The following is a 12,368-nucleotide window of genomic DNA, read 5'->3' as shown; positions in this document are numbered from 1 at the left end:
CCGCGCGGCGTCCGGGCGGCGCGCCCGAGGGGCGGGCGCCTAGCGCCCGCCCCTCGTTCTGTCTATGTGGAGCAAGCTGCAGGAACGGTTACTGAACGCGGTGTGGGGCGCGGAGCCCGCACAACTCGCGCCGCTGCGTGCCTTCTGGGTACGCAAGGCGCGGCTGTTCCACGCCACCCTGCAGGTGATGATGGAAGGGCAGCTCACGCTGCGCGCGATGAGCCTGGTCTACACCACCCTGCTGGCATTGGTGCCGCTGCTGGCGGTGAGCTTTTCCGTGCTGATGGCCTTCGGGGTGCACGGGCAGTTGCTGCCGGTGCTGGAGAACTTCCTTGCCCCGCTGGGTCCCGAGGGGCTGCTGCTCGCCGAGCGCATCGTCAACTTCGTCGATAACATCCGCGTGGGCGTGCTGGGCTCGCTCGGCTTGGCCTTCCTGATCTATACGGTCATCACCCTCATCCAGAAGGTGGAGGAGGCATTCAACTTCATCTGGCGCATCCGCCGACCGCGCACCTTGGCGCAGAGCTTCACCGACTACCTCAGCGTGCTCATCGTCGGTCCGGTGCTGGTATTTTCCGCGCTCGGCGTGGCCGCCGCGGTGCGCGGCACGGTGTTCGTGGAGCGCGCGTTGGACATCCACCTGCTGGGCATGACGGCCTACGTGCTCGGTTTGGTGACGCCGTTTCTGGTGGTCATCGCGCTGTTTACCTTCGTGTATGCCTTTTTGCCCAACACCCGGGTGAACGTCCGCGCCGCCCTGGTCGGCGCGATCTCCGCGGGCTTGCTGTGGGAACTCGCGGGCTGGGTTTTCGCCTCGTTCATTGCCGGCTCGGCGCGCTACGAGGCCATCTACTCGGGCTTCGCCATCGTCATCTTCTTCATGATCTGGCTGTACGTGAGTTGGCTGATCCTGCTGTTCGGCGCGCAGCTGTCCTACTACTATCAGCACCCGCGGCTGGTGCGCCCGGGCGGGCGCGAGCCGGTGCTCAGCAACCGCGCCAAGGAACGCCTCGCGCTGATGATCATGTTCCTGCTCGGGTTGCACTACTATCGCGGCCGCGCCCCTTGGACCCTGGACGCGCTGGTCGACCATCTCTACGTGCCGCCGGAGGCGGTCGAGGACGTGGTGGATATCCTGGTGCGCAACGGCCTGGTGGTGGAGACCCAGCCGCGTCAGGGCATACCGACCTACCTTCCGGTGCGCGACATCGCCACCATCACGGTGCGCGAGTTGCTGCACTGCGTGCGCGCCGACGGCGAGCCGCACACGATCGGCTCCGAGCCGCCGGCACCCCTGGAGGGGGTGGTGGCCCAGATGGACGAGGCGCTGGACGTCGCCATGGGGGAGGAAACCATCAAGGATATGGTGCTGGCGCACGAGGGCGAGGCGGACGCTGGTTCGCCGCAACCGGCTATGCCAAGCTAGCCAGCTTGCTATGAGAGGATCGCCGCCGGCGGGCCGGTCGCGGCGGAGCCACGCGGGCCCGCGCGCCGCCCGGCCCGGTCTGGGCAGTGCGAGACGGAGCAGCCTCTTACAGCCCCACTGAGTACTGCGGCGAGGAACAGCCATGTTGGAGATCGGAACGCCCCTCAGCCCGCGTGCGACGCGGGTCATGCTCCTGGGGGCCGGTGAACTGGGCAAGGAGGTCATCATCGCCCTGCAGCGCCTGGGCGTTGAGGTGGTGGCGGTGGATCGCTACGCCGACGCCCCCGGCCAGCAGGTGGCGCACCGCGCGCACGTGATCGACATGACCGACGCCGCCGCGCTGCGGGCCCTGATCGAGCGCGAACGGCCCCAGCTGGTCGTGCCGGAGATCGAGGCCATCGCCACCGAGGCGCTGCTGGAGGTCGAGGCCGACGGGCTCGCGCAGGTCATCCCCACGGCGCGCGCCGCGCGCCTGACCATGGACCGCGAGGGCATCCGCCGCCTCGCCGCCGAGGAACTGGCCCTGCCCACTTCCCGTTACGCCTTCGCGGGCGATCTGGATGCGTTGCTCGCGGCCGTGGAGGGCGAGCAGGGCATCGGCTACCCATGCATCATCAAGCCCGTGATGTCCTCCTCCGGTAAGGGTCAGTCGCGGGTGGACGGGCCCGAGGACCTTGCGGCGGCGTGGGATTACGCGATGAGCGGCGGGCGCGTGCAGCGCGCGCGGGTGATCGTCGAGGAGGTGATCGGGTTCGATTTCGAGATCACGCTGCTCACGGTGCGGGCGGCGGGGGCCGACGGCGGCATCGAGACCCACTTCTGCGCGCCGATCGGCCACCGCCAGGAACAGGGCGATTACGTCGAGAGCTGGCAACCCCAGGCCATGAGCGGGGCGGCCCTGGAGGAGAGTCGGCGCATCGCGCGGGCGGTGACCGACAACCTGGGCGGGCGCGGTATTTTCGGCGTGGAGTTGTTCGTGCGGGGTGACCGCGTGTGGTTCAGTGAGGTGAGTCCGCGGCCGCATGACACGGGGCTCGTTACGCTCGCGACCCAGCGCCTGAGTGAGTTCGAGCTGCACGCGCGCGCCATCCTCGGCTTGCCGGTCGATACGGCACTGGCCGGTCCCGGCGCGAGCGCCGTGATCTACGGCGGCGTGGAGGCCACCGGCGTGGTGTACCAGGGCGTGGCCGAGGCGCTGCAGGTACCCGGTAGCGATCTGCGCCTGTTCGGCAAGCCCGAGAGCTACACGCGGCGGCGCATGGGCGTGGCGCTCGCCCGCGGCAAGGACGTGGCCGAGGCGCGGGAGCGCGCCCGGCAGGTGGCGAGCCGGGTACGGCCGCAGGCCTGATGCCGCGCGACGAGGCCGCTCAGCTCGCGTTGTTGCAAGCCGATGCCGAGGCCGGCGTGGCGCGTGCGCAGCGGCACCTGGCCAACCGCTATCTGCGCGGGCGCGGCATCCAGCGGGACGAGGCCGTGGGCATGATGTGGCTGCGCCGGGCGGCCGAGCAGGGGTTGCCGCAGGCGCAGCGCGAGCTGGGGGAGTATCTGGAACGAGGCGCCGGGGAGCGGGCGGCGGTGTTGGAGGAGGCCGGCCGCTGGTACTATCTGGCGGCACGCAGTGGAGACCGCTTCGCGCGCGAGCACCTCGCACGCCTGGCGGCCCGGCGGCGAGCCGCCGGGCCGGGCAATCCCTGACGGGCGGCTAGCTACTCGATCTTGAGGTACGAGAAGCCTTCCTCGCTCTGCAGTTCGGCGATGCGCACCACGCCCGAGGGCACCAGTTCCACGCCCTCGTAGAAGTCGCCCTCGTCCAGTTGCACGGCGCTGCGCGTGATGTCGCACAGCTCGAACTGCACGTTGTGAACCGAGCGCAGACTGCTGAGGCGCCCGCGCAGGTTATCGCGCGCCTCGCGCAGCGCCTCGTCTTCGGCGAACGGGGTGTTCTCCAACGGGTTGTCGGTAAGGAAGCGGATGCCGTGCGACACGAACACGATCCGCACGTCGTAGTCCATCAGGTTGTCGTTGTAGTGCGTGACCATGTTGTTGATGCTGGTCAGCATCGCGCTGAAGCGGCGCGGGTCGGCGAAGTCGGCGTGGTAGACCACTTTGGCCTCGCCCTCGCCGAAGGCCGCCGCAGGGCGGGGCAGTAGAAAAGCCGCCGCGATCAGCAATGCGACCAGCAGGGTGAGGGCGCGGGCCGGCGCGAGCGGCAGGCGGGTTGTCGATGTGGTTGGCGTTGTCATGGTTTCCTCCTGGGACGGTTGAGAGACGCTTGCGACACGCTCGCCGACCACTTCGACCCCCTGAACGGGCGAGCCGCGCCGGCAGCACCGGCGCCGTCATCTTAGGGAAGGTCTGAATAACTCCAGCCTGGAGTTCTCAGAGCTTCTTTAAAACCTAGCAGGCGCGATGGTGCCGCGGCTGCGCGGGGTGCGCTTTAATTTTTTTAGACGTGCCGGGGACTTCCAAGTTTCCTCGGCGCACGGGAGAGTACGCGCTATGCAGATTCACTCCACCGCCGTGGTGGCGGAGACGGCCCGCGTTGGCGCGGGCACGACCGTCGGTCCCTTCGTCGTCATCGAGGACGACGTGGAGATCGGCCGCGACAACCGCCTGCTGGCGCATTGCGTTATCAAGCGCGGCGTGCGCATAGGCGATGGTAACACCATACATGAACACGCGGTCATAGGCGGCCTGCCGCAGGATCTCGGCTTCACCGAGCGGCCGAGCTTCGTGCGCATCGGCGACCGCAACACCTTGCGCGAGTATGTCACCGTGCACCGCGCCACGCGCGAGGGCGAGGCAACGACGATCGCGAACGATACCTACTTGATGGCCACGGCCCACGTGGCCCATGACTGCCGGCTCGAGTCACGCGTGATCATGGCCAACGGGGCGACGCTGGCGGGATTCGCGCAGGTCGGCGAGCGCGCGTTCCTGTCGGGCGGCGTGATGGTGCACCAGTTCGCGCGCGTGGGCCGCTGCGCCATGATCGGCGGTAACAGCAAGATCACCCAGGACTGTCTGCCGTTCTTCATTACCGACGGGGTGCCCGCGCATGCGCGCGGCATCAACCTGGTGGGGCTGCGGCGGGCGGGCTACGGTGCCGAGGACATCCGCGCCCTGAAACAGGCCTACCGCCTGTTGCTGCGTAGCGGGACGCCTCTGGAGTCGGCCTTGGCGAGCCTCGCGCAAAGCGACGTGGCGGCGGTGCGTGAGTTGCACGCCTTCCTTCTGGACAGCCGGCGCGGTTTCCACCACGCGGAGGGTACATGAGCGATCACGACGAGTGGGCGTCGGGCGAGCGCCCGCCCAGCAAATCGCAGCGCAAGCGCGACAGCCATGCCCTGCAGGCGCTGGGCGAGGAGTTGGTGGAGCTGCCGGCAGCCCAGTACCTGGGCCTGACGCTACCCGAGGAGTTGGACGAGGCGGTGCGCCTGGCGCGCGCCATCCGACAGCGGGGCGGACGCAAGCGCCAGCTTCAGTACATCGGACGTCTGATGCGGGAATTGGACGCCGCGCCGATTCGTGCGCAGCTCGAGGCCTTGCAGGGGCGCGACCAGCGCGCGGTGGCGCTGCATCATGCGGCCGAGCGCTGGCGTGAGCGCCTGTTGGCGGAGGGCGATGCGGCTCTGGCGGCCCTGGTGGAGAAGTACCCGCAGGCCGACCCGCAACGCCTGCGCCAACTGGTGCGCAGCATCCAGGCCGAGCAGCAGGCCGACAAACCACCGCGCGCCTTTCGGGAGCTGTTTCGCGCGTTGCGCGAACTGGTGGAGGAGTGACGCGGTAACCTCGCCGCGGCTACTCAGCGTAGCGAGGCGCCGCGGCGCGTCCTGCGAGGCGACGGAAGGGGGCGGGCCTCAGGTGTCCGTCTTGGCGTGCTTGTTGATGGCGCTCAAGTTGCCCCAGGCGTGCACGTTGTCCACCTGCACGCCGATCCACCAGAGCGCGCCGACGCTGTCGCGGCTGTAACCTCCAACGATGCGCTGGCCCGTGCCCAGTTGGATGGCCGGCAGGTAGTCCCGCGCGGCTTCGCGGTGGCGAAACACCCGCCAGTGCACCACGCCGTCGGCACCCGTGCCATCCGGCAAGGGGCGCTCACGTTCGAGCACATCATCGGTCATACACCCTCCGTCGTCGTTGTGGCGTCCCTTGCGGTGTAGCAGAGCCGGAGGCCCCGTGCAACACGCGGGCCGTTCCACTTAGCCGAAGATGTGGTCGCGTAGCCCCCACTTGCTGGCCATGGTCTCGGCCGCGTTCAGCAACTCCTCGGCGCGGGTGGGGTGGTTGTAGGCGCCGCGCGCGAGCCAGCGCAATGCGGTGTCACGGTCGGGCGCCAGGGCGAGCAGGTGAATCAGTTCCGCGGCCTCGCTGCCCACGATCTCGCCGCCGAGCAGCGCGCCGCTGTCCATGTCGCCGAGCAGGCGCACGAAGCCGGCGGTGTCGCCCTGGCCGAGCGCGCGCGGCGAGGTCTCGAAGGCGGCGAAGCCCACCGCCGGCTCGAGGTCCTCGTCCTCGGCGGTATCCTCGTCCATGCCGATGCGGGCCATCTCCACCGCGCTGTAGATCGCCTCCGGCACCCACAAGGGGTCCTGGGCGCGCGGCGTGTCGCCGAGGATGTTGTCGATCGCCAGCGTGGCATCGGCGAGCGCCTGATTGGCGGTCATCGCCGGGGAGGTGCAGTCGCCGATGGCATACACATTGGCGGCCGCGGTCTGCAGGTGGGCGTTGCGTACCACGAAGCCGGCGGCGTCCGTCTCGATGCCCGCTGCCTCAAGCCCCAGGCCCTCGGTATGGGGCACGCGTCCCGTGCCGAGGCAGACCCAGTCGACCGTCTCTTCGCCGCCGTCCTCCAACGTCAGCGCGACGCCGTCGTCGCCGACGCGCGCGGACTGCACCCGCGCGCCGGTGCGCGGCGCGATGTCGTAGTTGGCCATCGCCTCACGCAGCGTGCGCCGGGCCTGATTGCTGAACAGGCTGCGCGCGAGCGGCTCGCCGCCGCAGATCCACACCACCTCCTTGCCGAGCAGGGTGAGGATGAAGGCGAATTCGGTGCCGATCACGCCACTGCCGATCAGCGCCACGCGCTTGCCTGCCGGCGGCGGCTCGTCGAACAGCGTGTCGGTGGTCAGGACCCGCCCCGGCACCTCGCCGCTCCAGCTCGGTAGGCGGGGCGAGGAGCCGGTGGCGAGGATGATATGGGCGCCCTCGATCGTCTGCACGGTGTCGCCGGCGCTCAGTTCGACGCGCTGCGCGTCGAGCAGTCGGCCGTGGCCGCGCAGCGCGGTGATGCCCAGGCGCTTCATGTAGCTCTCGTAGCTGTCGCGCACCGTGGCGACGACCTCGCGTTGGTGCTCCCAGGCAACGCCGAGATCGGCGGTCACCTTCGCCCGCAGGCCGCGGCTCGCCAGCGCGCGGCTCTGCGCGATCCACTTGGCGCTGTGGTGCCAGGCCTTCTTGGGTACGCAGCCACGGTTCAGGCAGCAACCGCCCCAGTCGCGTCGCTCGATGATGGCGACCTTGAGGCCGCGCAGGGCGCCCAGGACGGCCGCGCGGTAGCCGCCCGGGCCCGAGCCGATGACGATGAGGTCGTAGCGATCCATAAGCGAAACTCTCAATGGGTTGCCGGAAGCGAGGAGCGGCATTATCGGTGTGCGTTCCGGCGATTGCAAAACGGGCCCGCATCCCGGGAAAGGACATCGGGCCTGCGATCTGCCGTAGGTGCCGCGCTGAACGACGGCCAGCCACTGAACGAGCGAGCAGCGGGGCGCCGTCGCGCGTGGCCCCTTTAGAGCCCCGGCTGGCCCTTTCGAACCAGCCTCAGAGGGCGTTGATGCGCCCGAGCAGCGCTTGCATGTCCTCCGGGAAGTCGGCCCGCAGTAGGCGGCGGGTCAGACGGCGTACGCGGCCGATGTCGGCGTGGCGAATGGCGTGTTTGACCTCGGGCAGCGCGCAGGGATGCACCGAAAAGGCCCGCAGCCCCATGCCGAGCAGCAGGCGGGTGTAGCGCGGATCGCCGGCCATCTCGCCGCACATGGCCACCGGTACCTTGGCACGCGCGGCCGCCTCCAGCGTGCGCTGTATGAGTTGCAGCACGCCGGGGTGCAGGGGATCGTAGAGGTAACTGACGGCGTCGTCGACCCGATCCGCCGCCAACGTGTACTGGATCAGGTCGTTGGTGCCGATGGACAGAAAATCCATGTGCCGCGCGAACAGATCGGCCGCCAGCGCCGCCGCCGGCACTTCGATCATGGCGCCAACGGGCAGGCGCGGGTCGAAGGCGTGCCCCTCGGCGCGCAGCTCCGCCCGCACCTCGTCGAGCAGCGCATGTACCTGCAGGATCTCCTGACACGAGGTCATCATCGGGATCATCAGCCGCACCGGGCCGTGTGCCGAGGCGCGCAGCACGGCGCGCAGTTGCGGCCGAAACAGCTCCGGCCGCTTGAGACACAGGCGGATAGCGCGCAAGCCTAGCGCCGGGTTGGGGCCGAGACGCTCTTCACCGTCCCACGGCAGGGGCTTGTCGGCGCCAAGGTCCAGGGTGCGAATGGTAAGCGGCGCACCGCGCAGTGCGCGCAGTACGCGCACAAACACCCGAAACTGCTCCTCCTCGCTCGGCGGGGCGGGGCGGTTCATGAACAGGAACTCGGTGCGGTAGAGGCCCACCGCGGTCGCGCCGCTGCGGCGCATCACCGTCACGTCCTCGGGAAACTCGATGTTGGCCTGCAGGTCGACCGACACCCCGTCCCGCGTGACCGCGGGCGTATCGCGTATCGCCCCCAGTGCCGCGCGGCGCCGGCGCTCGTCGCGCCGGCGCCGCCGGTAGTGGCGCAGGGTGATTTCGTCGGCGCTGGCCAGTACCACCCCCTCGGCGCCGTCGACGATAAGGGGTTCGTCGTTGCGTAGCAGGGCGGCAGCGTGATGCAGCCCCGATACCGCCGGCACGCCCAGGGTGTGGGCGAGGATGGCGGTGTGGGAGGTCGGGCCGCCGAAGGCGGTCACGAAGGCCGCCGCGCCTTGTTGGTGCAGCAGGATGGCGTCGCCCGGGATGAGCTCTTCGGCGACCACTACCCGCCCGGCCAGCAGTCGGTGGTGGTCAGCGTCGGCCGCGCCCGGCTCCTGCAGCAATATCCGCTGCACACGCCGTACCAGCTGCTCGACGTCCACGCGGCGACTGCGTATGTAGTCGTCCTCCATGGCGTCGAACATCTGCATCAGGGAGATACCCTGCTGCTTGAGGGCCCATTCGGCGTTGCACCGGCACTGGCGGATGAGTTCGGCGGGCCCGTGCACCAGGACCTCGTCGCGCAGCATGAGCAGGTCCATCTCGATGAAGGCGGCCACTTCGGCGGCGTCGAGGGGGAGGCCGGCGCGCACCGCTTCGAGCTGCGCGGCAGCCGTGTCAAGCGCCCGCTGCAGGCGCTCGAGCTCGGCGTCGACCTCGTGTTCGGCCACCGGCCGCTCGGCGATCTCGGGCATGCCGGGGTGCAGGATGTACGCCCGGCCCATCACTACGCCGGGCGACACGCCGAGTCCGTGCAGCACGAGGGTCATGTCGCCCCCGCGCCGACGGGCCTACTCCTGTTCGCCGAAGCGGTCGCTGATGAGCGCCTCGAGTTCCTGTGCGGCTTGCCGTTCATCGGTCCCTGAAATGATCAGCTCCAACTCCGTGCCCCGTCCCGCGGCCAGCATCATCACCCCCATGATGCTCTTGCCGTTGACGACCTTGTCCCCGCGGCCGAGTTGAACCTCCGACTGAAAGCGGGACGCCAGCGTGACGAACTTCGCGGCTGCGCGTGCGTGCAGCCCCAGCTTGTTGACGACCTCGACCCGACGCCGCACCACCTCAGCCCTCCACGCTGGGGCGGCATGCCATGATGCCGTCGTGGCCCCCGGACAGCGCCTTGGCGGTGAGTTCTTCCAGGTTCAGGTGGGGGTAGTTCATCACCCGGATGAACATCGGTAAGTTGACGCCCGCCACCACCTGCACCCGGCCCTCCGGATCCAGCAGGCGGCTGGCGATGTTGCTCGGCGTGGAACCGTACATGTCGGTCAGCACCAGAACACCGTCGCCGCGGTTGAGCTTGTGCACCAAGTCGTGCGCGCGCGCTGCCTGCCGCTCGGGATCGCTGTCCTGTGGAATGGGCAGGATCTCTACGTCCAGCGGGCACTGGGTGAGCATGGAACAGGCCGTGTCCATGATCGCCTGTCCGATCTGGCTGTGGGTGATGACCAGGATGCCGACACTCATGACAACTCTCGATGACGGGTGAGGACGCGCTTGCGCGTGGTGCGAAAGTGCCGCGCGAGGCGCTCGATGAGATAGACGGAACGGTGCTGCCCGCCGGTGCAGCCGACGGCAACCGTCATGTAACTGCGGTTGTCGTCCTCGAACTGGGGGATCCACCGCTCCAGGAAGCCGCGTAAGTCCTCGTACATGCGGGTCACGCGCGGGTCGCGCTCGAGAAACTCCACGACCTCCGGCGCCAATCCCGTGAGGGAGCGCAGCTGCGGCTCCCAGTGCGGGTTGGGTATGCAGCGCACGTCGAACACGAAGTCGACGTCGGCCGGGATGCCGTGCTTGTAGCCGAACGACTGAAACAGCAGCGACATCGTGCCGTCCTCGTCGGTCACCCGCTCGCGGATCAGGTCGCGCAACTGGTGTACGGTGGTGCGGCTGGTATCCAGGCGCAGGTCGGCGCGTGAGGAGATGGGCTCCAGCACACGCCGCTCGTCGCGGATGGCCTCGGCCAGCGGTATGCGCTCGTTGGTGAGTGGGTGCTTGCGCCGTGTCTCGGAAAATCGCTTGAGCAGGGTGGGCTCGTCCGCCTCCAGGAAGAAGATTTCGATCTCCAGTCCCTGGGCCTCGAGTTGCTCGAGCATCGCCGGGAAATGGCGCAGGTCCTCGGGCAGTGCGCGGGCGTCGATGCCCACCGCCGCGCGCTGGTGCGCCTGCAGCAGGCCGCCTGTGATCTGCTGGGCGAAGGCGGGCAGCAGCCCCACCGGCAGGTTGTCGATGCAATAGACGTTGAGGTCCTCGAGCACGTGCAGGGCCACGCTCTTGCCGGCTCCCGAGAGCCCGCTGACGATGTATAGCTTCATGCCGGGTTGTCCCGCTGCATCAGGCGCCGCTGGCGTGCGATGAACTCCTCGGTGGCGTCATGGCCGTGGAACCGCAGAATGTGGTCGCGCACGGCGGTCTCGGCCAGCACCGCCAGATTGCTGCCGGGGGTGACCGGCAACAGGATCTCGGGCACGTCCACCTCCAGCAGCGTGCGGTTGCGCTGTGTGCCGCGCAGACGGTCCAAATGCACCGGAACGTCCTGCGCGTGCCTCTCCAAGTTTATGATGAGACGAAGGTTTTTGCTCTGCTTCACGGCGTTGTCGCCGAAGATGGCGCGCACGTCCAGGATGCCCAGGCCGCGGACCTCCAGGAAGCCGCGCAACAACTCGGGACAGGTGCCGCACAGCGTGTCCGGCGAGATGCGCGCCAGTTCGGGGGCGTCGTCCGCCACCAGTTGATGCCCGCGGCTGAGCAACTCCAGCGCCAGCTCGCTCTTGCCCACGCCGCTGGAGCCGGTGATCAGCACGCCGATGCCGCTCACGGACATGAAGACCCCGTGCAAGGTGGTCTTCTCGGCCAGGGCGGTGATCAAGTAGTGCTGCAGGTAGCTGATCAGCTTGAGACTCTGCACGCCCGAGCGCAACACCGGCACTTCGGCCGCCTCCGCGCGCGCAATGATGTCCTCATTCACGCGGCGCCCGTCACACACGATGATGGCCGCCGGACGTTCGCCAAACAGGCGGGTGAGTGCATCATCGTAGGAGTTCTTGCCCAGCCCGTCGAGGTAGCGCAGTTCCGAACTGCCGAGGACCTGGATGCGGTTGGGGCGAATGAGGGTGAGGTGTCCGACCAGCGAATCGGGCGGCGCGCCGCGTTCGGCCGGTCCGGCCACCGCCAGGTCGCCGCCGGCCTGGCCGGCCTCCCAGGTCAGGCGTAGCCGCTGGCGATGCGCCTCGAACAAGGCGCGTACCGTGAGGGTGCTCATGCTCGGCTCCTCGTCGCTAGTCGCAAGCGTGGTCGACGCAACCCAGTGTCACCGCGCGTGGCCGCCGGCCCGGCCGCCGGTCAATGTGACGGCTCCTGCCACTCGGCCAACAAGCGGTACAGCGCCTCGCTGGTGCGCGCCTCGCGCAGGCGCTCGCGGAACTCGCGGCTGGAGAACATCTCGGCGAGCTGCGCGAGCACCCGCAGGTGCTCCTCGGTGGATTCCTCGGGCACCAGCAGCGCGAACAGCAGATCCACCGGCTGCTGATCGATGGCGTCGAAGTCGACGCCCTCGATCAGCTGAATGAAGGCACCGCGGGTCTTGCGGTTATTCTTCACCCGTCCGTGCGGCAGGGCAACGCCGTGGCCGAGGCCGGTGCCGCCGAGGCGTTCACGGGCGATCAGGCTGTCGAACACCTCGGTGCGGCTGATGTCGTCCTCACCCTGCGCGAGCAGCTCGCTGAGTCGCTCGAGCGCCTTCTTCTTGCTCGTGACGTCCTCAGCGTTGGCTGCGACGCGCTCGATGGTGATCAGATCGCCTACTCGCATGGCTACCTCTGGCTACTCTTCTTCGCGCGGCGCCGTCTTGAGGCTCTCGGAGCGTCGGTGGTCGGTCACCTTCTCCTTGTGCTTCTTGATCTGCCGGTCCAGCTTGTCGGCCAAGCCGTCGATGGCGGCGTACATATCCTCCTGCTCGTCGTTGGCATGCAGCGTATTGCCGTCTACGTTGACGGTCGCCTCGGCCGCGTGGCGCAGCTTCTCCACGCTCAGCACCACGTGCACGTTGATCACGTGGTCGAAGTGACGCTCCAGCCGCTCCAGCTTGGACGCGACATAGGCGCGCAGCGGCTCGGTGATGTCCACGTGCTGGCCGGTGATGTCGATATGCATACC

General features: G+C 68.7%; 15 protein-coding genes. 5 read left to right on the top strand and 10 right to left on the bottom strand.

Features of this window, described 5'->3' with window-relative positions; translation table 11 throughout:
* The first annotated feature begins 64 nt into the window (after positions 1-64).
* The 3 genes from HUS23_03435 (at position 65) to HUS23_03425 (ending at position 3,121) form a co-directional block, all read left to right on the top strand.
* Positions 65-1,426 carry a YihY family inner membrane protein gene (locus HUS23_03435; protein ID QKT02927.1) on the top strand — a complete coding sequence of 454 codons (1,362 nt, stop codon included), beginning with the start codon at positions 65-67 and terminating at the stop codon, positions 1,424-1,426.
* A gap of 145 nt (positions 1,427-1,571) precedes the next feature.
* The gene (purT, locus tag HUS23_03430; GenBank protein QKT04952.1) at positions 1,572-2,774 is read left to right on the top strand and encodes a formate-dependent phosphoribosylglycinamide formyltransferase; all 1,203 of its coding nucleotides are present in this window, start codon (positions 1,572-1,574) and stop codon (positions 2,772-2,774) included.
* Complete coding sequence (locus tag HUS23_03425) at positions 2,774-3,121, top strand: sel1 repeat family protein (protein QKT02926.1); 348 nt, start codon at positions 2,774-2,776, stop codon at positions 3,119-3,121. The genes purT and HUS23_03425 overlap by 1 nt, the downstream gene beginning before the upstream one ends.
* Positions 3,122-3,132: 11 nt before the next feature.
* Here the strand turns inward: HUS23_03425 and HUS23_03420 are convergent, their stop codons facing one another.
* The gene (locus tag HUS23_03420; protein ID QKT02925.1) at positions 3,133-3,669 is read right to left on the bottom strand and encodes a DsrE family protein; all 537 of its coding nucleotides are present in this window, start codon (positions 3,667-3,669) and stop codon (positions 3,133-3,135) included.
* 256 nt (positions 3,670-3,925) lie between these two features.
* Here HUS23_03420 and lpxA point away from each other — a divergent pair, with 256 nt between their 5' ends.
* Positions 3,926-4,702, top strand: coding sequence for an acyl-ACP--UDP-N-acetylglucosamine O-acyltransferase (gene lpxA / locus HUS23_03415; GenBank protein QKT02924.1), 777 nt, complete (start codon positions 3,926-3,928; stop codon positions 4,700-4,702).
* Entirely contained in the window at positions 4,699-5,208 is a 510-nt protein-coding gene (locus HUS23_03410; protein ID QKT02923.1) for a DUF615 domain-containing protein, read from the top strand. The genes lpxA and HUS23_03410 overlap by 4 nt, the downstream gene beginning before the upstream one ends.
* 78 nt (positions 5,209-5,286) lie before the next feature.
* Here the strand turns inward: HUS23_03410 and HUS23_03405 are convergent, their stop codons facing one another.
* From HUS23_03405 to raiA, 9 genes are all read right to left on the bottom strand, one after another.
* Positions 5,287-5,550 (bottom strand): hypothetical protein, encoded by a 264-nt coding sequence (locus tag HUS23_03405; GenBank protein QKT02922.1) that lies wholly within the window; start codon positions 5,548-5,550, stop codon positions 5,287-5,289.
* Positions 5,551-5,628: 78 nt separating this feature from the next.
* Complete coding sequence (locus HUS23_03400) at positions 5,629-7,029, bottom strand: NAD(P)/FAD-dependent oxidoreductase (GenBank protein ID QKT02921.1); 1,401 nt, start codon at positions 7,027-7,029, stop codon at positions 5,629-5,631.
* Between the two features lie 217 nt (positions 7,030-7,246).
* The gene (gene ptsP / locus HUS23_03395; protein QKT02920.1) at positions 7,247-8,980 is read right to left on the bottom strand and encodes a phosphoenolpyruvate--protein phosphotransferase; all 1,734 of its coding nucleotides are present in this window, start codon (positions 8,978-8,980) and stop codon (positions 7,247-7,249) included.
* A 21-nt stretch (positions 8,981-9,001) separates the two neighbouring features.
* Positions 9,002-9,271 carry an HPr family phosphocarrier protein gene (locus HUS23_03390; protein ID QKT02919.1) on the bottom strand — a complete coding sequence of 90 codons (270 nt, stop codon included), beginning with the start codon at positions 9,269-9,271 and terminating at the stop codon, positions 9,002-9,004.
* Position 9,272: 1 nt separating this feature from the next.
* Positions 9,273-9,677 carry a PTS sugar transporter subunit IIA gene (locus HUS23_03385; protein QKT02918.1) on the bottom strand — a complete coding sequence of 135 codons (405 nt, stop codon included), beginning with the start codon at positions 9,675-9,677 and terminating at the stop codon, positions 9,273-9,275.
* A complete protein-coding gene (gene rapZ / locus HUS23_03380) occupies positions 9,674-10,528 on the bottom strand; it encodes an RNase adapter RapZ (GenBank protein QKT02917.1) in 855 nt (284 codons plus the stop codon). Before rapZ ends, HUS23_03385 begins: the two co-directional genes overlap by 4 nt.
* Complete coding sequence (gene hprK, locus HUS23_03375; GenBank protein ID QKT02916.1) at positions 10,525-11,475, bottom strand: HPr(Ser) kinase/phosphatase; 951 nt, start codon at positions 11,473-11,475, stop codon at positions 10,525-10,527. Before hprK ends, rapZ begins: the two co-directional genes overlap by 4 nt.
* Positions 11,476-11,555: 80 nt before the next feature.
* Positions 11,556-12,023, bottom strand: a complete 468-nt coding sequence (gene ptsN / locus HUS23_03370) for a PTS IIA-like nitrogen regulatory protein PtsN (GenBank protein QKT02915.1) — start codon at positions 12,021-12,023, stop codon at positions 11,556-11,558.
* 12 nt (positions 12,024-12,035) lie between these two features.
* A complete protein-coding gene (raiA, locus tag HUS23_03365) occupies positions 12,036-12,365 on the bottom strand; it encodes a ribosome-associated translation inhibitor RaiA (GenBank protein ID QKT02914.1) in 330 nt (109 codons plus the stop codon).
* Positions 12,366-12,368 lie beyond the last annotated feature (3 nt).

Source organism: Ectothiorhodospiraceae bacterium 2226 (genome assembly GCA_013348725.1).
Taxonomy (GTDB): Bacteria; Pseudomonadota; Gammaproteobacteria.
This window is presented reverse-complemented; position numbering and strand designations above follow the sequence as displayed.